General features: G+C 70.8%; 22 protein-coding genes and 3 pseudogenes. 13 read left to right on the forward strand and 12 right to left on the reverse strand.

Annotated elements, in window-relative coordinates:
* Positions 1–239 precede the first annotated feature (239 nt).
* The gene (locus tag ElP_RS15810) at positions 240–1,511 is read right to left on the reverse strand and encodes an IS701 family transposase (protein ID WP_145267817.1); all 1,272 of its coding nucleotides are present in this window, start codon (positions 1,509–1,511) and stop codon (positions 240–242) included.
* Between the two features lie 183 nt (positions 1,512–1,694).
* Between ElP_RS15810 and ElP_RS15815 the strand changes: the two genes are divergently transcribed.
* Positions 1,695–2,499 (forward strand): IS5 family transposase gene (locus tag ElP_RS15815; RefSeq protein WP_145278261.1). Its coding sequence is split into 2 segments (ribosomal slippage): positions 1,695–2,011 and positions 2,010–2,499, totalling 807 coding nucleotides; the frame shifts between segments, so codons are not numbered across the junction.
* Positions 2,500–2,638: 139 nt separating this feature from the next.
* Here the strand turns inward: ElP_RS15815 and ElP_RS39670 are convergent.
* The 4 genes and pseudogenes from ElP_RS39670 to ElP_RS15835 form a co-directional block, all read right to left on the reverse strand.
* A pseudogene (locus tag ElP_RS39670) lies at positions 2,639–2,833 on the reverse strand (IS701 family transposase); the annotation flags it as partial.
* A 65-nt stretch (positions 2,834–2,898) separates the two neighbouring features.
* A complete protein-coding gene (locus ElP_RS15825) occupies positions 2,899–5,016 on the reverse strand; it encodes a recombinase family protein (protein WP_145267375.1) in 2,118 nt (705 codons plus the stop codon).
* A gap of 375 nt (positions 5,017–5,391) precedes the next feature.
* Positions 5,392–6,524 (reverse strand): IS630 family transposase gene (locus ElP_RS15830; RefSeq protein WP_390834771.1). Its coding sequence is split into 2 segments (ribosomal slippage): positions 5,392–6,095 and positions 6,095–6,524, totalling 1,134 coding nucleotides; the frame shifts between segments, so codons are not numbered across the junction.
* A gap of 91 nt (positions 6,525–6,615) precedes the next feature.
* Positions 6,616–7,659 (reverse strand): annotated as a pseudogene (locus ElP_RS15835) (IS701 family transposase); the annotation flags it as partial.
* Positions 7,660–8,067: 408 nt separating this feature from the next.
* Here ElP_RS15835 and ElP_RS15840 point away from each other — a divergent pair.
* On the forward strand, positions 8,068–8,313 hold the full coding sequence (locus ElP_RS15840) for a hypothetical protein (RefSeq protein ID WP_145270878.1): 246 nt from the start codon (positions 8,068–8,070) through the stop codon (positions 8,311–8,313).
* 8 nt (positions 8,314–8,321) lie between these two features.
* Here the strand turns inward: ElP_RS15840 and ElP_RS15845 are convergent, their stop codons facing one another.
* The 3 genes from ElP_RS15845 to ElP_RS15855 all read right to left on the reverse strand — a co-directional run bounded on the left by ElP_RS15845 (position 8,322) and on the right by ElP_RS15855 (position 10,156).
* The gene (locus ElP_RS15845; protein WP_145270880.1) at positions 8,322–8,786 is read right to left on the reverse strand and encodes a YybH family protein; all 465 of its coding nucleotides are present in this window, start codon (positions 8,784–8,786) and stop codon (positions 8,322–8,324) included.
* A gap of 418 nt (positions 8,787–9,204) precedes the next feature.
* Positions 9,205–9,639 (reverse strand): transposase, encoded by a 435-nt coding sequence (locus tag ElP_RS15850; RefSeq protein WP_231749744.1) that lies wholly within the window; start codon positions 9,637–9,639, stop codon positions 9,205–9,207.
* Entirely contained in the window at positions 9,608–10,156 is a 549-nt protein-coding gene (locus ElP_RS15855) for a transposase (protein WP_145270884.1), read from the reverse strand. The genes ElP_RS15850 and ElP_RS15855 overlap by 32 nt, the downstream gene beginning before the upstream one ends.
* A 100-nt stretch (positions 10,157–10,256) precedes the next feature.
* On the opposite strand from ElP_RS15855, the gene ElP_RS15860 reads away from it, so the two are divergent.
* The 4 genes and pseudogenes from ElP_RS15860 (at position 10,257) to ElP_RS38140 (ending at position 12,554) form a co-directional block, all read left to right on the forward strand.
* The gene (locus ElP_RS15860; RefSeq protein WP_145270886.1) at positions 10,257–10,730 is read left to right on the forward strand and encodes a DUF932 domain-containing protein; all 474 of its coding nucleotides are present in this window, start codon (positions 10,257–10,259) and stop codon (positions 10,728–10,730) included.
* Between the two features lie 524 nt (positions 10,731–11,254).
* Positions 11,255–11,743, forward strand: a pseudogene (locus ElP_RS41205) (winged helix-turn-helix domain-containing protein); the annotation flags it as partial.
* A gap of 70 nt (positions 11,744–11,813) precedes the next feature.
* Positions 11,814–12,332 (forward strand): transposase, encoded by a 519-nt coding sequence (locus tag ElP_RS15870; RefSeq protein WP_231749833.1) that lies wholly within the window; start codon positions 11,814–11,816, stop codon positions 12,330–12,332.
* 45 nt (positions 12,333–12,377) lie between these two features.
* Positions 12,378–12,554, forward strand: a complete 177-nt coding sequence (locus ElP_RS38140) for a hypothetical protein (protein WP_197447023.1) — start codon at positions 12,378–12,380, stop codon at positions 12,552–12,554.
* A gap of 3 nt (positions 12,555–12,557) precedes the next feature.
* Here the strand turns inward: ElP_RS38140 and ElP_RS15875 are convergent, their stop codons facing one another.
* On the reverse strand, positions 12,558–13,082 hold the full coding sequence (locus tag ElP_RS15875) for a dihydrofolate reductase family protein (protein WP_145270890.1): 525 nt from the start codon (positions 13,080–13,082) through the stop codon (positions 12,558–12,560).
* Positions 13,083–13,314: 232 nt separating this feature from the next.
* Here ElP_RS15875 and ElP_RS15880 point away from each other — a divergent pair, with 232 nt between their 5' ends.
* The 5 genes from ElP_RS15880 (at position 13,315) to ElP_RS38145 (ending at position 16,405) form a co-directional block, all read left to right on the forward strand.
* The gene (locus ElP_RS15880) at positions 13,315–13,851 is read left to right on the forward strand and encodes a helix-turn-helix domain-containing protein (protein ID WP_197447024.1); all 537 of its coding nucleotides are present in this window, start codon (positions 13,315–13,317) and stop codon (positions 13,849–13,851) included.
* A gap of 69 nt (positions 13,852–13,920) precedes the next feature.
* On the forward strand, positions 13,921–15,144 hold the full coding sequence (locus tag ElP_RS15885) for an IS110 family RNA-guided transposase (protein ID WP_145270892.1): 1,224 nt from the start codon (positions 13,921–13,923) through the stop codon (positions 15,142–15,144).
* 136 nt (positions 15,145–15,280) lie between these two features.
* Positions 15,281–15,907 (forward strand): hypothetical protein, encoded by a 627-nt coding sequence (locus tag ElP_RS15890; RefSeq protein ID WP_231749747.1) that lies wholly within the window; start codon positions 15,281–15,283, stop codon positions 15,905–15,907.
* A 106-nt stretch (positions 15,908–16,013) separates the two neighbouring features.
* Positions 16,014–16,238, forward strand: coding sequence for a hypothetical protein (locus tag ElP_RS15895; protein ID WP_145270894.1), 225 nt, complete (start codon positions 16,014–16,016; stop codon positions 16,236–16,238).
* On the forward strand, positions 16,235–16,405 hold the full coding sequence (locus ElP_RS38145) for a hypothetical protein (RefSeq protein ID WP_197447025.1): 171 nt from the start codon (positions 16,235–16,237) through the stop codon (positions 16,403–16,405). Before ElP_RS15895 ends, ElP_RS38145 begins: the two co-directional genes overlap by 4 nt.
* A 153-nt stretch (positions 16,406–16,558) precedes the next feature.
* Here the strand turns inward: ElP_RS38145 and ElP_RS39675 are convergent, their stop codons facing one another.
* Positions 16,559–17,500, reverse strand: a complete 942-nt coding sequence (locus ElP_RS39675; RefSeq protein WP_145270896.1) for a tyrosine-type recombinase/integrase — start codon at positions 17,498–17,500, stop codon at positions 16,559–16,561.
* Between the two features lie 823 nt (positions 17,501–18,323).
* Between ElP_RS39675 and ElP_RS15905 the strand changes: the two genes are divergently transcribed.
* Positions 18,324–19,391 carry a carbohydrate-binding family 9-like protein gene (locus ElP_RS15905; protein WP_145270898.1) on the forward strand — a complete coding sequence of 356 codons (1,068 nt, stop codon included), beginning with the start codon at positions 18,324–18,326 and terminating at the stop codon, positions 19,389–19,391.
* Positions 19,392–19,677: 286 nt separating this feature from the next.
* Here the strand turns inward: ElP_RS15905 and ElP_RS15910 are convergent, their stop codons facing one another.
* A complete protein-coding gene (locus tag ElP_RS15910; protein WP_145270900.1) occupies positions 19,678–20,448 on the reverse strand; it encodes a YceI family protein in 771 nt (256 codons plus the stop codon).
* 94 nt (positions 20,449–20,542) lie between these two features.
* Positions 20,543–21,043: a MarR family winged helix-turn-helix transcriptional regulator gene (locus tag ElP_RS15915; protein ID WP_145270902.1), complete on the reverse strand. Its 501-nt coding sequence runs from the start codon at positions 21,041–21,043 to the stop codon at positions 20,543–20,545.
* 347 nt (positions 21,044–21,390) lie between these two features.
* On the opposite strand from ElP_RS15915, the gene nhaA reads away from it, so the two are divergent.
* On the forward strand, positions 21,391–22,956 hold the full coding sequence (gene nhaA, locus ElP_RS15920; RefSeq protein ID WP_145270904.1) for a Na+/H+ antiporter NhaA: 1,566 nt from the start codon (positions 21,391–21,393) through the stop codon (positions 22,954–22,956).
* The last annotated feature ends 225 nt before the right edge of the window (positions 22,957–23,181 follow it).

Raw genomic sequence — 23,181 nt, forward strand, 5'->3', positions numbered from 1 at the left:
TCTCGAACCGCGTAGAATTGGCCCGCTTGGATGCAACCGGGCACTCGGAGGTTCGAACGTCGTCGAAGCCAATCCCTCGGCCCCATGATACCAACGCAGGCAGAGATCGAACTTCCCTTAGTACTACTCCGTTAGTTGCTCGGGAGGTGGGTCGACGAGTCCCCGGCAGTAGGGGCAGTCGTGCCGGCAGATCGGGGCCAGCAGGCGTTGCAGGGCCCGGCGGATCGACGGCAGCGTGATCACCGGACCTCGGCGCCCCCCCTTTTGCCCGGCCGGGGTCGACCCCGGCGGGCTCGCCGCTGCTCGAGTGCCAGGAAGCCGTAGGCCAGCATCACCAGGCAGGCGTGGTGGTGGAACCCGCGCCAGGAGCGGCCCTCGAAGTGGTCCAGCCCGAGTTCCTCCTTCATCTGCTGGTAGCCCTGCTCCACCGGCCAGCGGCTCCGCCACAGCCGCACTGCCCGCAGGCGGCTGGTGCCCGCCGGCAGGTCGCTGAAGGCGTACTTGAGCTTGCCGTCGGCCTGCTCCTCGATCAGCAGCCAGAGCGGCTCCTCGCCGGCACAGTCGCCGGTGGCCCAGCCGTGCCCCGGCCAGACCCGCAGCCAGGCGAAGCGGCCCGACATCGGGCCCTTCGTCCCTTCGCGCCAGGTGACCTTCCGCCGCGGCGTCCGCGAGGCCAGCTCCCTCAGGCTGACCGGCCGGGGGGATCCCTCGGCCAGGCGGGGCCGCTTCTGCGGGCGGCCGCCCGTCGCGGCCGTCGGCTCGATCCACCGGGGCTCCTCGGTGAAGACCACCAACTCGTCGGTGACGCCGACGATATAGTGCAGGCCACGCTCGGCCAGGCCGGCGCGGGACGGCCCGGAGACGCCGTAGCCGGCGTCGGCCAGCACCAGCTGCCCCGGCAGCCCCTCGCCACGGACCCGGTCCAGCAGCTCCAAGGCGATCTGCCCCTTGGTCAGCATCCGCCGCTCCGGCTCGGGCACGCCCGCCCGGTCGAGGCGCGCCTCGTCCCCCAGCCAGCTCTCCGGCAGGTACAGCCGCAGGTCGAGCGGGCAGTGCCCCTTCGGGCTGACGTAGTGCACCGAGACGGCGCACTGGCAGTTGGCCTTCTTGCCCAGCGCGCCGCAGTGCTGACGCTGCACCCCGACGGAGTGCTTGCCCTGCTTGGGGAAGGTCGTGTCGTCGATGACGAAGATGCCGGCCGGGTCGGCGAAGCACTCGGCCATGACGGCCCTGTAGCGCTTCCAGGCCGCCTGCTCGTCCCAGGGGCTCTGGCTGACGAACTGCTGCAGCGCCTGCTCGGGGTCCTTGACGGCCAGCTCGGGCGGCAGGGGGACGCGTCGGGAGAGCGGCTCGATGCTCTTGCGCTCGCCGTCGGTGATCAGGCCGCGGAGATAGACCGGGCACCAGCGGGCGGGCCGATCGAGGGCGAAGGCGTCGCGGAAGCGGGCGGCGTAGGCGTCGAGGCGTGAGAGGGCCTCGGGGTCGAGTTCGGGGGTGTAGGTCTTGCTCATACCACCTGGTACGAACAAGACCCCGGGGCTGGTTCGTAGTGGCTAACGGAGTAGTATTAGAAACTATCTCGGAACCTAACCCGAACCGGCTGCGTACCTTGAGGGGGCGGGGCGATCACCTCAGGAGACGCAGCCATGGGACGGAAGAGTCGAGGGGTCAAGCCGCTGGAGACCATCTGGGAGGTGCCCGACGCCCTCTGGGAGCGGATCGAGCCGATCCTGCTCGAAGACGCCCCGCCGCCGCCCGAGGAGCACGGCGGCCGGGGCCGGATCGACTGGCGGGCGGCCTTCGACGGCATCATCTCCCGCCCCCGCAGCGGCTGCCAGTGGCACACGCTGCCCAGGGAGTATGGCGACGACAGCCCGGTGCACCGCTGGTCCCAGCGGCGGTGCCGCCACGGCGTCTTCGAGCGGATCCGGGCCCTGCTGGTCGAGGAGTGCGACGAGCTGGGCGAGGTCCAATGGCGGTGGCAGGCGGCCGACGGGCGGCCGGGCAAGGCCCGGTTCGGGGGGGAAACAGACGGGCCCCGACCCGACCGACCGGGCCAAGCCGGGGACCAAGCAGGGCCTGCTGGTCGAGGGCGACGGCGGGCCGCTGGGCGTGGTCATCGCCGGGGCCAACGCCCCGGACTTCACGCTGCTGGAGGCGACGATCCGTGCGGTGGTGACCGAGCGGCCCGACCCCGAGCAGGTCGAGCAGCACCTGTGCCTGGACGCCGGGTATGACAACGGACCGGCTCGTGGGGTGGCCGAGGGGCATGGGTATGTCCCCCACATCCGTCCGGCCCGTGGCGGACCCCGCCCGGAGCGGCGGCCGGGCCGGCGGAAGGCCCGCCGCTGGGTGGTGGAGCGGACGCTGGCCTGGCTGTCGAAGTGTCGGGGGCTGCTGGTCCGCTACGACGAGCATGAGGAGAACTCCCTCGGCCTGATCCAACCGGCCTGCGGCCTGCTCTGGTACCGGAGGCTCCACCGGATCAGGGCCGCATGACGCTATTGAGATAGTTACTAATACTACTCCGTTAGTATCTGGGGTGGCGAATCGGTGAGCCCCCGACAGTAGGGGCAATCATGCCGGCAGATCGGGGCCAGCAGCCGCTGCAACGCCCGCCGGATCGACGGCAGCGTGATCACCGGACCTCGGCGCCCCCCTCTTTGCCCGGCCGGGATCGCTCCCGACGGGCTCGTCGCTGTTCCGATGCCAGGAAGCCGTAGGCCAGCATCACCAGGCAGGCGTGGTGGTGGAAGCCCCGCCAGGAGCGGCCCTCGAAGTGATCCAGGCCCAACTCCTCCTTCATCTGCTGGTAGCCCTGCTCGATGTTCCAGCCATAATGCCCTCCAAGAGCGCGATGGGGCGGCCCGGCTCGCCCTGAGCCGGGCCGCCCTCACTCTACCGTCCCGGGCGCGGCCTCGGTCTGGTCAGTTCGGCAAGCCGCCCCTTGTTCGCCCACGTCCGCGGCAGCCGGCGGAGCTCGCGCAGCCGCCGCAGCTCGGACCCGTCGGCCCAGATCACGTGGTGGCCCTGGGCGTCGCGATGCGCCGTCAACCACCCGACCCGCACCCATCGCCGCACCGTGTCTCGCGACACCCCCAGCCGACGCGCCAGCGACGACGGCCGGTATTCGTCGCGGCCGAGGCCGGCCGGGCTGCCGAAGGGCGTGCGGGCCAGCCCCAGGTGCCAGAGCAGCCGTTGCACCATCCCCCGCGTGAACCGCTCGGCCCGCTTCGGGGGACGGAACCCCTCGACGTTGAGCCGCTCGGCCATCGCCGCCGGGCTGAGCCGCTCGGCGCGCCATCCCCGCAGTCGCTCGACCAGTCGGGGGTAGTCGGCCAGGAGGTCGTACCGCTTCACCGGCCGGGACATGGCGTGCGACTCGGTCATGCCGCCGGACCAGTGGAGCGTCACATCGACCCGCTCGCTCGCCTTGTCCACGGTGACGGACACGTGGTCAATCAGGAGTCGGGCGATCCGCTGCCGCTCGGCGGGCGTCGTCGTCGTCGCCTGCCACACCGCCGGCAAGTCGCCGGCCAGCGACCGGATCGTCCGCTCGTCGTCCGGTGAGAGCCGACCGGGGGCCGACCCCCGCCACCGCTCGTGCTCGTCCTCGAGGCGCCGCTGCGCCCTCAACGCCTCCTCCCAGCGCCGCTCCAACTCGCGGCCGACCAGGCGATTCTCCGGCTCGCAGGCCTGGTACTGCCGGGCCGCGCGGTCGGCCTCGCAGCCGGCGCGTTCGAGGCGGAGCCGCCAGTGCCGGGCCAGCTCGGACCGCTCGCGCTCGACCTCGGCCACCGCCGCCAAGCTCGCCTCCAGCGCCGCCGGCTCCACCGCCGCCAGGACCCGGCCGGCGACCAGCCCGTCGAGCGCCGGCCCGGAGAGGCTCTGGCAGATCGGCTCGGCGTGGTCGGCCGCCCCGCGGGCACAGGTGTAGCTGTACCGGCCCGTCGCCCCCGAGTACCGCACGAGCATCCGCCGGCCGCACCGCCCGCACCGCAGGAGTCCGGCCAGCAGCGAGGCCCCCTGCCGCGGCGCGCCGGGGCGGTCCCGGCGGGCCCGGTTGGCCTCCAGCCGCTCCTGGTTGTCACAGAACCGCTCCCAGGTGATGTAGGCCGGCAGCCGGTCGCGGATCAGCACCAGGCACTCCTCCGGGCGGCGGACCAGCTTGCCGGTGTCGGGCCGCCCGGGCCGCTTGCGCCGCGGGTCGACCTCCCGGTGGCCGAACCGGTAGGCACCGGCGTAGGCCGGGTGGTGCAGGACGTTCGACAGCGTCGGGCGGTTCGGCCGCCGCCACTCCAACCCGCCGCGGTTGGGGCCGTGGCGGGGTCGGATCGGGATGCGGACCCCGTGGTGGACCAGGTAGCGGAGCAGGCCGTGCAGGGTACCCTCGCGGTCGAACCGGTCGAAGATCAGCCGCACGGTCGCCTGGACCTGCTCGTCGGGGTCGATCGCCCACTCGCCCGAGGCGAGGCGTACGTAGCCCAGCGGCGGGGAGCCCATCGGCTCGCCCCGGCGGGCCTTGTTGAGCCGGCCCTGGCACATCCGCTCCTTGATGACATGAAGTTCTGCCTCGTTCAACATGCCGTGCAGGCCCAGCAGGAGCCTGTCGTTGTGGTCGGCCGGGTCGTAGACGGCGTCGGCGTCGGCCAGGAGCACGCGGAAGCGGGCGCAGAGCTCGAGCAGCTGGTGCCAGTCGCGGTTGGACCGGGCCAGCCGGCTCATCTCCAGGCCGAGGATCAGCCCGACGTTGTCGAGCGCCACCTCGGCCAGCAGCCGCTGGAACCCGGGCCGGCCCTCGATCGACTGGCCGCTCTTGCCCAGGTCGTCGTCGATCGTGGTGACGCGGTCCCGTGGCCACCCGAGGGCGACGGCGCGGTCGGCCAGGGCGTACTGCCGGTCGGTGGACTCGCGGTGGTCGAGCACCTGCTGGGGTGTGGATTGGCGGACGTAGACGAAGGCCGCCCGGTCGAGATGCCAGGGCCGGAGCTTGGGCGAGCGGGTTGCGTCACTCATGGCCGGCCTCCTCGCTTCGGGTGGCCGCCAGGAGCCTGGCGAGGAGTTGGCCGAGCAGGTCGCGGAGCTGTCGCTGCCGGTCGGCCGGCAGGCGGGCCCAGATCGTCGGTGCGACCGTCGGCGGTGGGCAGGGCGCCGTCGTCAGGCGCGGGGGGGAGCGTTGTGACGGGGGGCGACGGACATGCGATGTCTCCCGATGCCGAGGTCAGGTGATGTCGGCACCACGCCGCCAGCTCAAGCAGCGCGGCGGCGCTGATCGTAACCGCCGCCGGGGGTGCTGCACCACCGGTCGCTTGAGGTGCAGTCTGCTTGGCACGTCTCCACCGGCCAGCGGCTCTTCCAGAGCCGCACCGCCTTGATCCGGCTAGTGGGCCGTCAATCTTCAATTGACGGGTAAAGCTTCCGCAGCTTCCGGCGAGCGGCGGCCAGTGTGAAGGTCCAGTGGATTCGGGCTCTCCTCACATTCCGCCGGTGTTCCCAGGCCGCCACCTCCGCCGCCAGCTTGGCCGGACCCTCCAGCCGGCGATCCAGGCATTGCTGGTTCATGACGCTGATCTCCGTCTCGGCCATGTTCAGCCAACTGCCGTGCTTGGGTGTGTAGTGGAACTCGATCCGGTCCAGGAGCCGACGTGCCACCTCCGGCGAGAACGCCTCGTAGGGGCTCGCCCCGTCGTGCGTATTCAAGTTGTCCTGCACCAGCAGGACCTTCTCCGCTCGGGGGTAGTGCACCTCCACCAGGTCCCGGATGCAGCCGGCGTAGTCCCGCCGGGTCCGGCGTCCGGTCACCTTGACATGACGCCAGCCCCGCAGCGGCTCGCACATCATCAACTGGTGGCAGACGCCCTCCCGCTCGTACTCGTAGTCCACCTGAGCCGGTCGGCCCGAGCGGCACCGCCTGGGTGGCCGCACCTCGCCGAAGAGTTGCTTGCACGCCTCGTCGAAGCAGGCGACCGGGAACCTCGGGTCGTAGGGCCGCAGGTGGACCTGGATCACGTCCTCCATCCGCCAGACGTACTCGGCGTCGGCCTCGGGCGGGATGCACCGGGTCTCGACGATCCAGGGCTTGATGTCGTTCTTTTGAGAGCCTGGCGGACGGTCTCGGTGCTGATCGACTCGGCCAGGCCCAGGACGACCAGTTCGTCGGCCAGCAGTTGCGGCGTCCAGTGGCATCGGCCCTGCGGCGGATCGCTGCACGCCAGTCGGACCAACCGCTGCTCGATGTCCCCCTTGATCTTGATCTTGTCCGGTCGTGGCGGCTGGGGACCCCGACTGATGGCCGCCTGAACGCCGTCGATGACGAACCGCTGACGGACCCGGGCGATGGTTCGTAGGCTGACCCCAAGTGCGTCGGCGATCCGCTCATCCGAGTGCTCTTGGCCGGCTCTGGTATCGGCCAGGAGGAGGATACGGGCATGGGCCAGCTTGCGGGCGGCAGCCTTGCCGGTGGAGACCAGGTGCTGCAACTCAGCCCGCTCCTCCTCGGTCAGGGTGACCCGGTACTTGTCCATCGCGATGCTCCTGGTTCATGAGGTTCGTGCCTTCGCCAAACCTCATCAAGACAGGACCCTACGCTACCGGTCAAATGAAGATTGACGGCCCACTAGTCCGTGGCGGCAAGTTGCTGACGGCATACTTGATCTTCCCGTCGGCCTGCTCCTCGATCAACAACCGCACCGGCTCTGCCCCGACGCACTCGCCGGTGGCCCAGCCGGACGCCGGCCAGACCCGAAGCCAGGCGAAGCGACCCGACAGCTTGCCCTTGGTCCCCTCACGCCACGTCCCCTTGTGCCGCGGCGTCCTCGCGGCCAATTCCTTCAAGTTCATCGGCCGCGGCGCGCCCTCGGCCAGGCGATGCCGCTTGCGCGGTCGGCCGCCCGTGCCGGCCTTCGGCTCCTCCCAACTCGGCGGCGCGGTGAAGCCGACCAGCTCGTCGGTGACCCCGACGATGTACCGCAGCCGCCGCTGCTCCAGGCCGTCGCGGAAGTCGCCCGAGACGCCGTAGCCGGCGTCGGCCACGACGAAGCGGCCCGGCAGGCCCTCGGCACGCACCCGGTCGAGCAACTCCAGGGCGATCTGCCCCTTGCTCAGCGGGCGGCGTTCGGGCTCGGGTACGCCGGCCTCGTCGAGCCGCTCCTCGTCGCCCAGCCAGCGTCCCGGCAGGTAGAGCCGCATCGCCAGCGGGCAGTGGCCCTCGGGGCTGACGTAGCGGACCGAGGGGGCCACCTGGCAGTTGGCCCGCTTGCCCAACGCGCCGCAATACTGCCGCTGGACCCCGACGGAGTGCTTGCCCTGCTCGGGGAAGCTGGTGTCGTCGAAGACGAAGATGCCCCTCGGCGAGGCGAAGGCCTCGGCCATGACGGCGCGATGGCGCCTCCAGACATCCCGCTCGTCCCAGGCGGCCTGGTTGACGAACTGCTGCAGGGCCTGCTCGGGGTCGGCGACGTCCAGGCCGGCGGGCAGGGCGACGCGTCGGGAGAGGGGCTCGATGCTCTTGCGTTCGCCGTCGATGAGCAGGCCGTGGAGATAGACGTGGGCCCAGGCGGCCTGCCGGGCGCGGGCGAAGTCGGGCCGGAACCGGGCGGCGTAGGCGTCGAGGCGTTGCAGGACGTCGGGGGGAAGTTCGGGGGTGTAGGTCTTGCTCATACCTCACGGTACGAACAAACCGCCTCGATCGTTCCGTAGAACCCAACGGAGTAGTACTATGAGGCGATGCGGAAGCTGCACGAGGTTTTGGGCCTGATGCTCCGGAGCATCGAGGGGGCGAATCAGCAGAGCGAGGCGGCCTGAGAGTCATCTATCGGGGGATCGGCGAGAGTCGATCCCCCGATCTCCTTGTGCCCCGACGGGGGAATGGATCGGTTTCTCCGTCCGTCCGCAGGACGGCGGACAATGCATCGCCCCGGCCTGATGGCCGGGGCGGTGGCGTTCATTTGCATTCGCGTGCGTGTACGCGTATGGCCCGCGTTCCCGGCAAAGGGGATCGCGGGCTTGTTCTTTTATCAAACCGCGAGTTGCCCCTGACAAATGGCCGCCATGCGGCGGGAAGAACCCATGCCCGAGAACCATAGACCGACCTATTGGTCGGCCAAAGACTTGCCCCCGTGGACGGATGCGTATCGCTACGTCCCCGCCGACGCCGGCCCCTTCGAGCCACCCGACGACGAAGACCGCCGCTGGGCGGCGGCGAACAACGACGACTTCCACGACGACGGCCCGGTGCCGGATCACGTCATCGACCAGGCGGCCGAGGAGGCGGAAGCCCAGGATCGATACGAGCGTGGCCTCGACCCCGGCTGAGCCGGCCGCTATCCCGGCCGCACGGGGATCAACACGTAGTCCGTGACGTTCTGCCACCGGCCTTCCCGCTCGCTGGCCACGATGATCGAGCGGCCCCGCATCGGCTCGCCGGAGGGTAGGCCCGTCAATTCCCAAAATAGCTCGTAGGCCAGGGTCGCCGGTGCGACGAGCCGGGCGGACTCGACTTCGCTGTCGAGCGGGAGGGCCTCGTTTCCCTCGAACAGCCGGCGGAAGTGCCCCGCGATCGAGTCGCGGCCCTCGGATCGGTCGACGACCTCGACCCCCGCGACCACGACCCGGTCGGCGTCGGGGACGTAGAACGCGGCCACGGCCTCCGCGTCCCGCTCGTTGACGGCCTTGGCATAGCCCTCGGCGACCGAGCGTGCCGCCTCCATCGCCTCGTCATCGGCCAAGGCCGACGACGCGGCGGAGAGGGTGATCACCGCCATGAGCAGCGGAACACAACGTCGCATGGTGCATCTCCTTCGGGTTGATGCCGCGATTCTCCGGCGGGCGTATCCGCCGGGCAAGGGAACGAGCCCTTCTCTCGATCTCCAGACCCATTGTCATCGGAGTGACAGCCATGTCCAGCAAAGCTTCGCTCATCGTCCATTGTGGCGGCATCCGTCGCACCCGAGACGGACTCGCCGGCCTGCAGACCCCGTCACCGACCCGGTCGTGGAAACCCGTCCCGCATGCCGAACTCGTCGCCGAGTTGATCGGGGGGCTCAACGCGCAAGGCGTCGAGGTCGTCCGCGACGAATACGCCACGATGGGCCGCGACGACGCCAAGCTCTTCGGCGTCATGGACTTGAGGGTCAACGGCCTCGACACGCCGGACTTCGGCATGGCCCTCGGCCTCCGGGGGGCCAACGACAAATCCATGTCGGCTCATGGGGCCGAGCTGGTGCTCGGCCCCATACCGAGAAGGATTCTCAGGAACTCATCGGTGACCTGCTTGATGTTGTGGGACCACTGGAACATCGCCACGTACTGGGCCAGGTACCACTTGCTCACGCCCCGGAACCGGCTCAGGAAGATCCGCAGGCCCGTCCACAGGCCCTCCTGCGTATTGCAATGCACTTCGCGGATGCCGTCGCCGTCGAGGTCCAACGCCCACGTCCCCTTCGGGCCCGAGTGGTCGACCGTCACATGGACCCGCCCGTGGTGGCCCCCCACGCGGCTGTAGCCCCGCCACTCGTCGGTGTTGACCGTCGCCCCCTCCAGGCAGCTGTCGTCGACGACCTCCTCCAGCTCCGCCCCGCCGGACGGCCCGAGGACCTCCAGGCGCACCTCACCCGACTCCCTGCCGACGATGCCGGCCACTGGCGGCCGGTCGTTGGCGAAGGTTCCGTGGCCGCGGCGGCGATTGGCCCGCCGCCGCGGCGGGTCGGCCGGGTCGGGGTGCCGGATCCCTTTTTTCCCCCGCGTTGACGTACGCCTCGTCGGCCTCGACCACCGCGTCGCCCAGCGGGTTGCGGTCCATGCGGAGCAGGGCGTTGCCCTGCAGCCGGTGCCGCAGCTCGAGCAGGTGCTTGCGGTCGCAGCCCAGCTCGCGCGCCATCTGGGCCGCGGGGGCCGCGTCGGCGATGCCCCGGAGGATCAGCAGCAGCTGGGCCGGCGGCCGGCGGATGCCCTGCAAGGGCGTGCCGGTGAAGGCGTTGAAGACGCGGCGGCAGTGGCCGCACTGGTAATCGATCACCGGGTCGCGATGCCGGCGGTGGATGCCGAGGCGGTCGGCAGCGCCGCAGCGGGGGCAGGCCAGCCCGTCGGGGTGAAGCAGGGCGACGAGCCGCTCGTAGCAGGCGTGCGCGTCCATCAGGTCGATCAGGGGGAAGTCCATCGGCGGTCCTCCCGGTCAACTTGGGCCCTCTCCTCGAAGGAACCACCGCCGGGGACGATCGTCAAGAGGCCGAGCACCGCCTCGGCCCCTTGAGCCATCCATGTCCATCCAGGCCGTCGCCGCCGCGAGGGTCTTCGTCTGCGACAACATGGCCTTCAGCGGGTCGTCCGGCTCGGTCGTCCTGAAGAAGAAACACACGTCCCGCCTCGACCTGGCCGCTGTCGTCCCCGAGGCGATCGACCAGTTCCTCGAACGGGCCGGGACATTCCGTCTCGACCTCGACCGGATGAGGGACTTCTCCCTGACCGATGGGCGGGCGAAGGAACTGCTCTTCGACGCCTTCGCCGGCCGGTCTCCCGTGATGCCGCTGCGTCTGCTCCCGACCGTGGGAAGGCTCTACTTCGACGATGACGGGCAGCGAGAGAAGTTCCCTGATCGGTCGCTCTGGGCGTTGAACAACGCCTTCACGGAGGCGGTCAAGGTGTTGAAGCCGGTTCCCCAGCACAACGCCGGGCTGCGGATCGGCCGGTATTGCGGCCGGCTCCTCCATCGAGGCTCACCGAGCGTCAACTGACCCGACTCGGGTTGAGTTCGTGAGTCCGGCTCGTGTCGGGGAATTCCGACGGGACGAGCAATCGTGACCATCCTCCGGACTCGCGGACTCGCGGACTCGCGGACTCGCGGACTCGCCGCGAGCCGGAGGGCGGAGCAGGGGGCGGGCAAGTGCTCGCCTCCGTTTCGTTTCAGGCCCATCAACTTCGATCAACAGGAGCGTATCCGTGGCCAAGACCATCCGCACCATCGCCGACCTCAAACCCTTCGGCATCCAGTTCCTCACCGGCGAAGCCTGCCGGCTCGGCCTCCGCGTCCTCTGCGACATCAACGAGGACGGACGCCGCCTCATTTGCGAGACGCTCGGCCTCGCGGACATGAGCTTCCCGGAACCCTGGTACGGCGGCACCATCGGCGGCAAGGAGAAGGTCGGGAGCGTGCTCGTGCCATACGACCTCGTCCCGATCTTGGCCGTCGTCGGTCTGATACGGAATTGCCTGGATCGCTATCCTTCATGCGGGGATCGCCCGCATGGAGGGCAGCACCATGGCCCGCGACCGACTGCCGATCGCCCCGCTCCTGGACCCCGGCGAGATCGCCCGCCGCTACCGCGCCTGCCGTTCCGGCGTCGAGAAGACCCACGGGCAGGTCCTCCGGCTGCTGACCCGCACCGCCGACCCGCCCGCCCCCGCCGCGGTGGCCGCCCGGGTCGGCCTCACCCCCGCCTGGGTCCGGGCCATCCTGAAGCGGTGGGACGCCCAGGGGCCCGCCGGCCGGGCCGACCGCCGGGCCGCCCGCGACGGCGGCCGGCATAAGCCCCCGGACGAGCAGCAGGCCGTCCTGTTCGAGGCGTTGCAGGGCCGCCCCGACGACGGCGGGCTGTGGGCCGGGCCGAAGGTGGCCGCCTACGTCCGCGACCGGTGGGGCGTGGCCGTCCGCGTCGAGGCCGGCTGGCGCCGGCTGCGGCGCCTGGGCCTGAGCCTCCAGGTCCCCCGGCCCCGCGACCCGGGGGCGGCGACGGCCGACGAGCAGCGGAGGTGGCAAAGGCGACCTGGCCGACCGGCTGGCCGGGCTGAGGCCCGAGCACCCGGGCAAGGCCGCCGAGCTGTGGGCCGAGGACGAGGCCCGGCCGGGGCTCAAGCCCGTCGCCCGGCGGGTCTGGGCCGTCAAGGGGCGACGACCGACGGCCAACGGCCGCACCGGGTGTCAGTGGCTCTACGTCTACGGCTTCGTCCACCCGGCCAGCGGCCGCGACCTGGAGCCGATCCTGCCGGCGGCGGATACCGACCGGATGGCCGCAGCGCTCGGCGAGTTCGCCCGGTGGGCGGGCCCCGCGGGCGAGAGGCTGCTGGTGGTGCCGGTCGACAACGCCGGCTGGCACGTGGCCAGGCGCCTGGCGGTGCCGCCGGACGTGGTGCGGCACCGGCTGCCGCCCCGCACGCCGGACTTGCAGCCGGCCGAGCCGCTCTGGCCGCCGCTGCGCGCGGTGGTGGCCAACGAGGGCTTCGACGACCTGGAAGCGTTGGAGCGCCCCTTGATCGGTCGATGCCGCTGGCTGATCGACCACCCCGAGGTCGTCCGCGGGGCGGTCGGCTTCCACTGGGCGGTCGCCCTCAATGGTTAGTTATCCAGGCAATCCCGTATGATCGGAGGAGGTGCCCGCGAGGTATTGATCACGCATACGAGCGGCGTGGTCAGCGTCTTCGGGGACTACGGCGACGACGAAGCCGATCTCTATGCCCGCTTCGACGAGGAACGGGGCCATTCGCCGCGTCGCATCCGCCTGATGGATGTTCCAGGCCAGGGAACGCGAGCGACCCATCAGGTCAGCGGCAGGACGGCGTGAGCCTCAGTCCTTGACCCGGTACGTGACGTAGACGCACCCGTTCTTGAACGCCCGGCACTCGCGTAGCTCCAGGTCGATCTGACGGCTCATCGGTTGGAAGAGCGGGATGCCCGAGCCGAGGAGCACCGGGTGGATGTTGAAGCCGATCTCGTCAATCAGTCTCGCCTCGAAGAGCGATCGGGCCAGTTCCCCGCCACCCATCAGGCAGATATCCCCGCCGTCCCGGCCCTTCAGAATGCGGACGAACTCGGCCGCGTCCTGTCTGATGACGGTGATGCCCCCGTGCGAGCCCTCCGGGAGCGTCCGCGAGAACACATACGTCGCCACGTTCGGGTGTCCGGCCCCCTGGCCACTCCTGGCGGCCACCTCGTACGTCTTCCGCCCCATCAGGACGGTATCGATCGTCTTCCAGTAGTCGGCCATGACCGCCGCCACCTCCTCGCCCCAGAGCAGCCAATCCACGGAGTGGTCGGGGCGGGCGAGGAAGTTGTCCAGGCTGTTGGCCCCGCCGAAGGTAACCTTCCGCATCGCTCGCCCTCCCTCTGTTCTGCCTCGACCTCGGAGCCGGCCGAGCGGGACAACCGGCTTCTACGCCCGGACGGGGGAGAAAGCGAGAGGAAGGGCGGTTAGCCAATGCCCGCCGCCCCTGCTCCGCATCCTTCCGACATCACCGATTCGACGACGAGGAGCACTCCGATGAGACGCTTCCCGGAGAAGATACGCACCTGGCGACGCCTAGTGCAGGACCAAGGATGATCCTTTGCGGGCCGATCGTCGTAGGAGTGGTATAGACCCACCTCTCTTCGTCCGACCGCTGACCCCCGACGAGCATCAGGCGATCCGGGCCGGCCTCCGCTCGCCCTCGGCCTTCACCCTGCGCCGCTGCCGGATCCTGGCGGCCAGCGCCGAGGGCCTCAAGCCCTCGCAGATCGCCCCCCGGTGTGGCCGCCCGTCCCAGACCGCCCGCAACGCCCTGCGGGCCTTCGCCGCCGAGGGCACCGACTGCCTGCGCGAGAAGTCCCACCGCCCCGCGTCGGCCCGCCCCGGGATCGACGACGCCGGGTGCGAGCGGCCGCGGGCCCTGCTGCACCGCAGCCCCCGCGACTTCGGCGAGCCGACCTCGTTGTGGACCCCGGAGCCGGCCGCCGGGGCGGCCTTCGCCGAGGGCCTCACCGCCCGGCTCGTCAGCGGGGAGGCGATCCGCCAGGCCCTGGAGCGCCTCGGCGTCGGCTGGAGACGGGCCGAGGACTGGATCACCAGCCCCGGCCCCTCATATCTGCGCAAGGAGAGAGCATGAAGGCCGGAGCCGTTCGGGAGGCAGGCTTGAGCGAGTGACACGCTCGTCCCCTTCCCGGAGACCTCGGCCATGACCACCACCACCAAGAAGAAGGTCCGCTTCGTCCGCCCGAACTCCTCGACGTCCTCGACGCCCCGCCTCGACTCCGGCGAGACGGCCCACGTCGGCGTCGACGTCCACAAGGCCAGCCACCACGTCGCCGTCGTCACCGACCTGCGGGGCCTCGTCGCCTCCCGGACCCCGCCCGCCGACCCCGAGTCGCTCAGCGAGCGGCCCAAGCCCATCGGCTCGCAAGTCGCCCGGGTCGTCTACGAGGCCGGTCCGACCGGCTTCACGCTGGCCCGACGGCTCAGGTCCTCCGGGCTGCGAGCCGGGGTGATCGCCCCGCCGAAGACCCCCACCATGCCGGGCCCCGAGGCCGAGAGCGACCGGCTCGACCGCCGCAAGCTGGCCGTCTTCGCCCGGAAGGGGCCGCTCCAACCCGTGCGCGTCCCCGAGGAGCGGGAGGGAGCCGACCGCCGGGTCCTGCGGCTGCGTGAGCAGCTGGCCCGCAAGCTCCGCGCGGCCCAGCAACAGGTCAAGGCGTTCCTCCTCCAGCATGGCATCGCCGAGCCGGCGGGGCTGACCCGCTGGACGGCCGCGTCGGTCGACGCCCCTCGCCGGCTGGAGCTGACCCCCGAGCCGCGGCTCCGCCCGGACGTGATGCTCGACGAGCGGCAGCATGATCGGGAGCGGGTGGCCCGCGCCCCCCGACGCCTGGAGGAGTCGGCCGGGGCGGGCCGCCATCGCGAGGCGGTCGCGACGCCGCGGACGGCGCCCGGGGTGGGGCCGATCACGGCGATGACCTCCCGCGTCGAGCTGCACGACCCGGCCCGGTTCCGCGACGGCGGCCAGGTGGCGCGGGTGATCGGGCTGGCGCCGCAGGTCTCGCAGGGCGGCCCGACGCGCCGCGAGGGGCGGCGGCTGAAGTCGGGCAACGCCCGGCTGCGGACGGCGCTCGTCGAGGCGGCCCGGAGGTGGGTCGCCGGCGATGAGGCGGCGAAGGCGCGATACCGCCGGCTGGTCGCCACGACCGGCAACGGCAAGAAGGCCATCGCGGGGATGGCCCGACGTCTGGCGATCCTGCTGTGGCGGCTGAGCCTCAGCGGTGAGCCCTACCGGGCGGCCGCCTGGCGGCCCGGCCCGGCCCCGGCAACCCCGGAGCGGCCCGGTTCGCGGCCGCGACCCCTGCCCGAGCGACCGTCGAGTGGGGCAGGACGACCCCGAGCCAGTGAGGATCTGCGAGTGAGGTGACCGCGTCGCGCCCCCGGCGGGCTGAGGCCCGCGGAAGAAGAGGGCGGCCCTCGTTCGCGATCGCAGACCCTAACCCGTGCCCCGAGCACGAAGAGCAGGCCGATCCTCCCACGCCTCGGGCTCCGCATCTCGCCCCTTGACAACCGGCCTCATAGCAGGGGCACGCGACCGCCTGATCCGCCTGGCGGAGGCCCATCCGGGCTGGGTGCTCGGCTTCCAGGGCGAGGTCTGGTGGAGCCGCCTGGCCCGGCCGGGCCTGCACGCCTGGGCCGGCGGCGAGCCGCTGCGGCTGCACGAGCCGGCCGCCGACGCCGCCGACACCGACACCGACCCCGAGGCGCCGGCCTGCTACGGCCTGCTGCGCGGCGAGACCGGGGGGATGCTGCTGCGGTTCGTCCGGGGCCGGCCGGTCAGCCAGGTGACCGAGGACTTCCTCGCGTGGGCCCGCGAGCGGCTGGCCGCCGAGGGCAAGACGGCCCTGCTGCCGGTCTGGGACAACGCCGCCTGGCACGTCGGCAAGCGGGCCCGGTCCCGGATCAAGGCGCACGACCGCCGGGCGAAGGCCGAGGGGGGCGTAAGGACCGTCGCCTGCCGGCTGCCGGTGAAGGCCCCGTGGCTCAACGCCATCGAGCCGAAGCGGGTCCACGGCAAGCGGGCCCTCGTCGAGCCGCAGCGGAAGCTGACGGCGGCCGAGGTCGTGGAGCGGGTCTGCGACTACTACGGCTGCGAGCCATCGGACCCGATCACACAACAAGTCGCTTGAGACCGCACTAGGCTTCACCCTGGAACTCTGGGACACACACGAGCCGACGGGCACGGGACGGCTCGCCCACACCCTGCTCGCCTATCGCTTCAGCGACCAGGGCCGGGTGATCTTCCAGGCGGCGGATTTCATTCCGCCGCTCGGGGCGGTGATCGACGGCGATGAGTGCGTCGCCGCCGTGCTGTTCTGGCTATGCCTCCAGCCGGGCGATGTCGAAGAGGGCTACTTCGCGGGCTACACCCCGACGCAGTCGGAGTGGTTGGAGTCCGGCCGGGCCGAGGAACTCGCGGTCATCCTTGCCGAGCTTGAGCAGCACGAGAGGAACGCATGAGGGGCATCGCACGCATCATCGAACTCGGGGGCGGCTTCGCCGCCCTCCGGGACAATCCGATCCGCATCGACCTGCAAGGCTTCGGCCGCATGTCGGGCGAGAACATCGTGGCCCAGGGCTATGTCGAGCGATTCCAGCGGCAGTGTGCCGACCGGGATCGAGCATGAGCGAGGACACCTACATGGCCATTTACGCCATCCTGTTCTTCGCGGGACTCCTCAAGAGCTTCATGGAAGAAGACTCCTGATCAACATGGCCTTGCACCGCTGCCGCTCCGTGATGGTTTAGCCCATCCGAGTCGAGTCTCGGTGCAAGGGCCATCATTTGATCCCGTAGCACTCGGCAAGCCAGGTCACGCACACATCGAAACGGCCTTGATCGATTGCCGAATAATGCTCGTCGGCGATCGTCGGTGGTGCATGCCCGAGGAAATGGAACCTCAGGTCGGCATAGTGGGGGTTCGACCGGATGAGCGTAGCGGAACGCTTCCGGATCGCCTTGGGCGGATGCGAGACACCAATCAGGTCGCGTGTACGCTTGATCGCCAGGGCGACGTTGTCCTTCTTCTTGGTCTTGTTGCCATCCATCCACCGGTCGACCAGAACAGTGCCCTTCGATGAGAGGAGGACGTGCTCCGGGGACGATGAGCGAAATCTCCCGAGCAGTTCGAGCGTCCTCGGCCAGAGCGGGTAGTCGACACGGGGCGGCCGCTTCTCGCGCTTGGTCTTGGATCGGCGTCGGACGATCCGTCCCGCATCCCAGCGTACTTCTCCCGGCTTCAAGTCGGCGATGTCCTGGGGATAGAACCCGCAGTTCGCCATGAGCAGGAGATAGAGTTCCGTCGGCGTGTCCTTCGTGTGCTCAATCAGCCTTCGAAAGTCGTCGATCGGCATCGGGTCGATGTCAGCCTCATCGTCCGGCCGGTTGTCCTGGAATCGGTGCCGGCGATCGTTGAGGTTCGGGAGGGGATCGATGACCCCCTTGCCGACGAGCCAGTCGAGGAAAGTCCGGGCGCTCCGGTGGATTGATTTCTTGTACTCACTCGACCATTTCTTGCCGATGAGGTATCGCCAGTAGGACTCCCACCTGTCTGCATTGATCGAGTCGATCGGAGTCCGTTCGCCGATCCATTGCCGAAAGTGCTTGAGTCGTCCCTGGGTGTTGGCGTAGCCGCCGGCGGAATGCTCGGGCCGCCAACCCGGTCTCGCTCCATGTCGAGGTAAGCATCGATCAGCGACCCGACTCGCCGCTCCTCCGGCCACGTCCCCTGCTCAGCGGCGTCGAGCCGGAAGCGTTCCATCCAGATTCGCCCGTCCCCGATCATCGAATCGAGGATGGGCATCGGGATGTTGCCGAGGTCTGCATCGAACTCTCGCTCGATCCAAGTTCGGAGAAGCCTGAGTTCATCGGCGTCCTCGCCAGGGGGTGGCATGCCCGGCTCGGTCGCTTCGTGACGACGAATCCGATCGGCCCAGCGTTCCGCCTCTGGATCGCCATGCCTCAAGCACCGCTCCCGACGCCGCGTCATCTCCTCGACCACAGGGTCGATATAAGGGCGATCGGCGATCTCGACATCCTTCTCTCGCCACCACTCGTTCGCGACTTGGTAGGACCCCTCCTTGGTCTCGGGCACGTGTTCGCCCTTCCATTCGGCAAGTTGCTTGCACGAAATCGTGTAGCGATGCTTTCGGACGTTCTTGTACCACCTCCGGAGGTCGGCATCCCATCGCATGAGTGGTTTCGCGGGCATCGCACACCTCAGCCCGGAATGATTGGCGTCCGCCGATCTATGACATTTCCTATGACATTTTGGCCGGTAAGACGGTCGGGTGTCATGGGGGAAACCGGGGAAAACACTGGAAACTCGGCGTCGAGTGCCATCGGGAACCGGTGCCAGTCGGGCAGGGGCAGGGCGAAGTGGTCGCTGGAGTAGATCGCCACGGGAGGGCCTCGGGCTCCGGATCGGGGGGCGTCCCCCTGGCCGGTGAGCCGTCGTCCCGGGGGGGGGCGGCGGCTATTGTAGTCGTCCGATCCTCGACGATCCTCCCCGCCCGACCCGATCCCGATCCCGGAGGCCCGATCCCCATGCTGATCGCACCGCTGCTGCTGCTGCTCCCCGGTTCGTCCCCGCCCCCGCCTCCCCCGCAGTACCGCACCGAGGAGGCCCGGGGGTATGTCTGCTTCCGGGCGCCCGGCCCGATCGTCGTCGACGGGCGGCTCGACGAGGAGGGCTGGCGGGCGATCCCCTGGACCGAGCCCTTCGTCGACATCGAGGGGGACGCCCGCCCCCGCCCCCGGTTCCGGACCCGGGCGAAGATGGCCTGGGACGACGACTTCTTCTACGTGGCCGCCGACCTGGAGGAGCCCCACGTCTGGGGCACCCTCACCCGGCACGACTCGGTGATCTTCCGGGACAACGACTTCGAGGTCTTCCTCGACCCCGACGGCGACCACCACCTCTACGGCGAGTTCGAGATCAACGCCCTGAACACCGGCTGGGACCTCCTGCTGGTCAAGCCCTACCGGGACGGCGGCCCGGCCGTGGACTCCTGGGAGATCCCCGGCCTGGTGACGGCGGTCCACGTCCGGGGGACGCTCAACGACCCCGGCGACGAGGACGAGGGCTGGTCGCTCGAACTCGCCTTCCCCTGGGGCGTGCTGGAGGAGATCGCCCGGACGCCCTGCCCCCCCCCCGACGGCGACCGCTGGCGGGTGAACTTCTCCCGGGTCGAGTGGCAGCACCAGGTCGTCGACGGCCGATACCGCAAGGTGCCCGACACCCGGGAGGACAACTGGGTCTGGTCCCCCCAGGGGGTGGTCGACATGCACCGGCCCGGCTACTGGGGGGACGTCGTGTTCTCGGCCGCCGCCCCCGACACCGTCGCCTTCGAGCCCGACCCGAGCCGACCGGCCCGGGACTTCCTCGTCCGCGTCTCCGAGGCCCAGCGGGTGCACCGCCAGGAGAACGGCCGGTGGGCCGCCTCGGCCGAGGATCTGGGGATCGACCCGGCGGCCTTCCCGACCTTCCGGATCGAGGCGACGACCGACGGCTACGCCGCCTCGGTCGAGGCCCCCGAGGCCGGGGGCGGCGAGCCCCGGCGCTGGACGATCCGGCAGGATTCCCGGATCAGCCCCGAGCCCGTCTCCCCCTGATCGACGCCCCCCGGCCCCGGTGCGATCGGGCCGGGGCCGGGGCCCTCGCGGGAGACGCCCCGTCCCGGCCCCCGGCGACCCTCCGAGCGGGCAGGAAATGTGAATCTCGGAGGGCTCGGGACGGATGATTATGGGAGACGGGCGTGGCCGAGAGGACCTCCAGGCCCGGGAGCGGGACTCCCGGGGCCGTCGGCGAGGACGGGGGGCCCTGCCGGCGCGTCCCCGTCCCCGTCCGATGCATCGGTCGCGGACGGGGACGGGGGGGCGACTCACCGGGCGGTGCCGGTCACTCGGCATCCTCGGCGGGGGAGGCGTCGGCGGGGGCCGCGTCCCGGGAGGCGTTGATGTCGAGGCGGATGACCACGTCCTTGTTGATGATCCGGTCCCGGACGTCCGACTCGGCGCCGTAGACGATGCCCCAGATGGTGCGGTCGATCTTGAACTCGGAGTCGAGCGTCACGGCGGAGTCGGAGACGGCCACGGTGGCCGGGAAGGTGACGGACTTGGTCACGCCGTGCAGGGTGAGGTTGCCGGTGACCTCGTGGGTCGCCCCCTCGGCCCCGCCGGCGGCGGCGGCGATGGCGGTGGAGACGAACTCCGCCTCGGGGTAGGTGGGGACCTCGAAGAAATCCTCGTTCTTGAGGTGGCCGGTGAGCTTCTCGTTGTCCGACCAGATCGAGTCCATGTCGATGGTGGTGGAGACCGACTTGACCTCGCCGGTCTCGGGCGCCAGGACGAACTGTCCGGTGAAGGCCTTGAAGCCGCCGTCGTGGCCGCCGCCGACGAGCTTCGAGCCGACGAAGTCGATCGTCGAGTCCGAGCCGTCGAAGGCCACGACCTCGCCGGCATCGGGGGCGGCGTCGTCGGCGGGGGCGGAATCGGGGGACTCCGAGCCGGCGATTTCCCGGGGCTGTTCCAGGCCCTCGGCCGGGTCGGCCTCGGCGACGGGTTGGGCGTCGCCGACCCTGGCGGCGGTCACGTCGGCGGCGGGGTTGGAGCAGCCGGCCATCAGGCCGGCCAGGGCGATCAGGGAGGACCAGCGGGCGATCACGTTCATCGGGTCGGGGCTCCGGGGTGCGGGTTGCCTGGGGGAGAGGCCTTCCAACGGGGATCCGACCCCGGGCGACGTGCCCGGGGCCGGGTTGGCTCGGTCACGCATCGGCCGGCACTCCGGCGCCCTCGTCGGGGGGGCGCCGGGCCTTGACCAGCAGGTCGTTCAGGGTGCCCAGTTCGTAGGCGTCGAGGTGCCCGAGCAGCCGGCGGTGCAGCGCGACCACCGGGCCGTCGAGCCGGGAGAGCAGGTCGACCCCGCGGGGGGTGACCCGGACCCGGACCACCCGGCGATCCCGGGCCGAGCGGTCCCGGAGGACCAAGCCGGCGGCCTCCAGCCGGTCGACCAGCCGGGTGATGTCGGGGACCGAGGTGATCATCCTCCCGGCGATCTCCAGGCTGGGCAGCCCCTCGCCCCCCTCCCCACGGAGGATCCGGAGGACGTTGTACTGGGCGGGGCTCAGGCCGTGTTCGCGGAACAGGCGGACGAACTCCAGGTGCAGGCGGTCGGCGGTCCGCAGCAGGTTGAGCATCGCCTCCTGCTCGGCGACCTCGAACGGCGACCGCTTCTTCAACTCCTGCTGGAGCCCCTCGCCGGCCATCGCGCCTCCCGGTCGGGTCGCCTCGACTCCTCTCGATTTGACGGCCGGATTCTATGCGTCCGCGACGGTTGTGTCAACAAGTATCGGGGGTCGGGCCGGGGAGGATCCCTTGGCGATCGGGCGCCGAAGTGGTCTAATTTCCTGGCGATCGGACCGGGGCCGGGCGGCCCCGAGACCCTCCCCTGGTCGTCGCTCCCGGGCAGAAGAAGGCCCGGGAGGTATCTGGAGACATTCGCCGTCAGGGAGCCCGACCGGCCTCCCCCCGCCGTCCGCCGCCCCCCGGGGTCGATCGCGGATCGGTCTCGGGGGATCGGCCGGCGATCGGGCCCGGGGATCGAGACAGTCGCATGCACTTACCTCCGCGCAGCATGGGGAAGATCGAGGTCCATTCGGAGCGGTCGCCGCTGGCCCGATCGGTCGGGACCCGGGCCCTGCGGTTCATCCACACCGCGGAGTCCAGCGGGATCGCGCTGTTCGCGGCCGGGCTGATCGCGCTGGTCTGGGCCAACTCCCCCTGGGGAGGGTCGTACTTCGGCCTCTTCCACACGCCGATCGAGATCAGCCTGGGCGAGTTCGAGCTGGCCCCGCCCTCCGAGCAGGGCGGCGGGGGCGGGGCCGAGGCCCCCGGGGAGCCGGCCGTGCTCGCCCCGGTGGCCGGGCCGGACGCGGCGACGGGGTCGGGAGACGTCGGCGACGCCGAAGCCGAGGCCTCGCATGCCGGGGGGGGGGCGGGGCACGGCCCGCGCGGGATGACGCTGCACCACTGGATCAACGACGGCCTGATGGTGCTGTTCTTCTTCGTCGTGGGGCTGGAGATCAAGCGGGAGCTGGTGCTCGGCGAGCTGGCCGGCCTGCGGCGGGCGGCGCTGCCGGCGGCGGTCGCCCTGGGGGGGATGGTCGTCCCGGCGGCGATCTACGCGGCGATCAACGGAGTCGTCCCCGGCGGCGCGGTCCACGGCTGGGGGGTGCCGATGGCCACGGACATCGCCTTCGCCGTCGGCGTGCTGGCGCTGCTGGGGGACCGGGTGCCCAACGCGGTGCGGGTCCTGCTGCTGGCCTTCGCCATCGTGGACGACATCGGCGCCATCCTCGTCATCGCAATCTTCTACACCGCGGAGCTGTCGATGACCGCCCTGGCCGTGGCGGGGGTGCTGGTGGCGGTCGTCTACGTGATGCGGCTGATCGGCGTGCTGGACGTGACGCCGTACATCTTCGTGGGGGCGCTGGTCTGGGCCTTCCTGCTCAGCTCGGGGGTGCACGCGACGATCGCCGGCGTGCTGCTGGGGCTGATGACCCCCTCGGCCCCCTGGTTCGACATGAAGCGGTTCTCCGAGGCGCTCGACGCGTTGCAGTCCGACTACAACGAGGCGATGCTCCGGGGGGACGAGGAGGCGGCCAGCTACGTCCTCAGCAAGATCGAGCACCTGACGCAGGGGACCGAGTCGATCCTCGACCGGCTGATCCGGGTGCTCCACCCGTGGACCGCGTTCGTGGTGCTGCCGACCTTCGCACTGGCCAACGCCGGGGTCGCCCTGAACGCCGAGAGCCTGGCGGCGGCCTTCTCCAGCCCGGTGCTCTGGGGCGTGATGCTGGGCCTGCTGGTCGGCAAGCCGGTGGGCACGACCCTGATGGCCTGGGTCGCGGTGAAGCTGGGCCTGGTGACGCTGCCCGAGGGGACGGACTTCCGCCAACTCTTCGGCATCGGCCTGCTCGGGGCGATCGGCTTCACGGTGGCGCTGTTCATCACCGACCTGGCCTTCGACGACCCGATCCAGGTCGACGCCTCGAAGATCGGCATCCTGCTGGGCTCGATCGTGGCCGGGATCGCCGGGATCGCCTACCTCCGTTCGGTGCTCCCGCCGTCGGCCACCGGCCGGCTGGCCGAGGCCCCCGCCGAGGCCGGCCGCACCTGAGCCCGCCGCGGGCGTCGGCCCCCGCCCGCCGGGGGCCGGTGCCGCGGCGGCCGGGCGATGTTGCGGCGGGGCATCGCCGACGACGCCGGGCGACTTGTCCGGTTCGAGGGCGTCATCCTATGCTGGGATGGCCTACCGATGCCCACGCCGCCGCGTCTTTCCCCGCGGGCGTCGTCGTGGGGCGATCGGGGTCTCGTGACCCCGATCGCTGCCCGGACCCGACGC

The sequence above is a fragment of the Tautonia plasticadhaerens genome (genome assembly GCF_007752535.1).
Classification (GTDB): domain Bacteria; phylum Planctomycetota; class Planctomycetia; order Isosphaerales; family Isosphaeraceae; genus Tautonia; species Tautonia plasticadhaerens.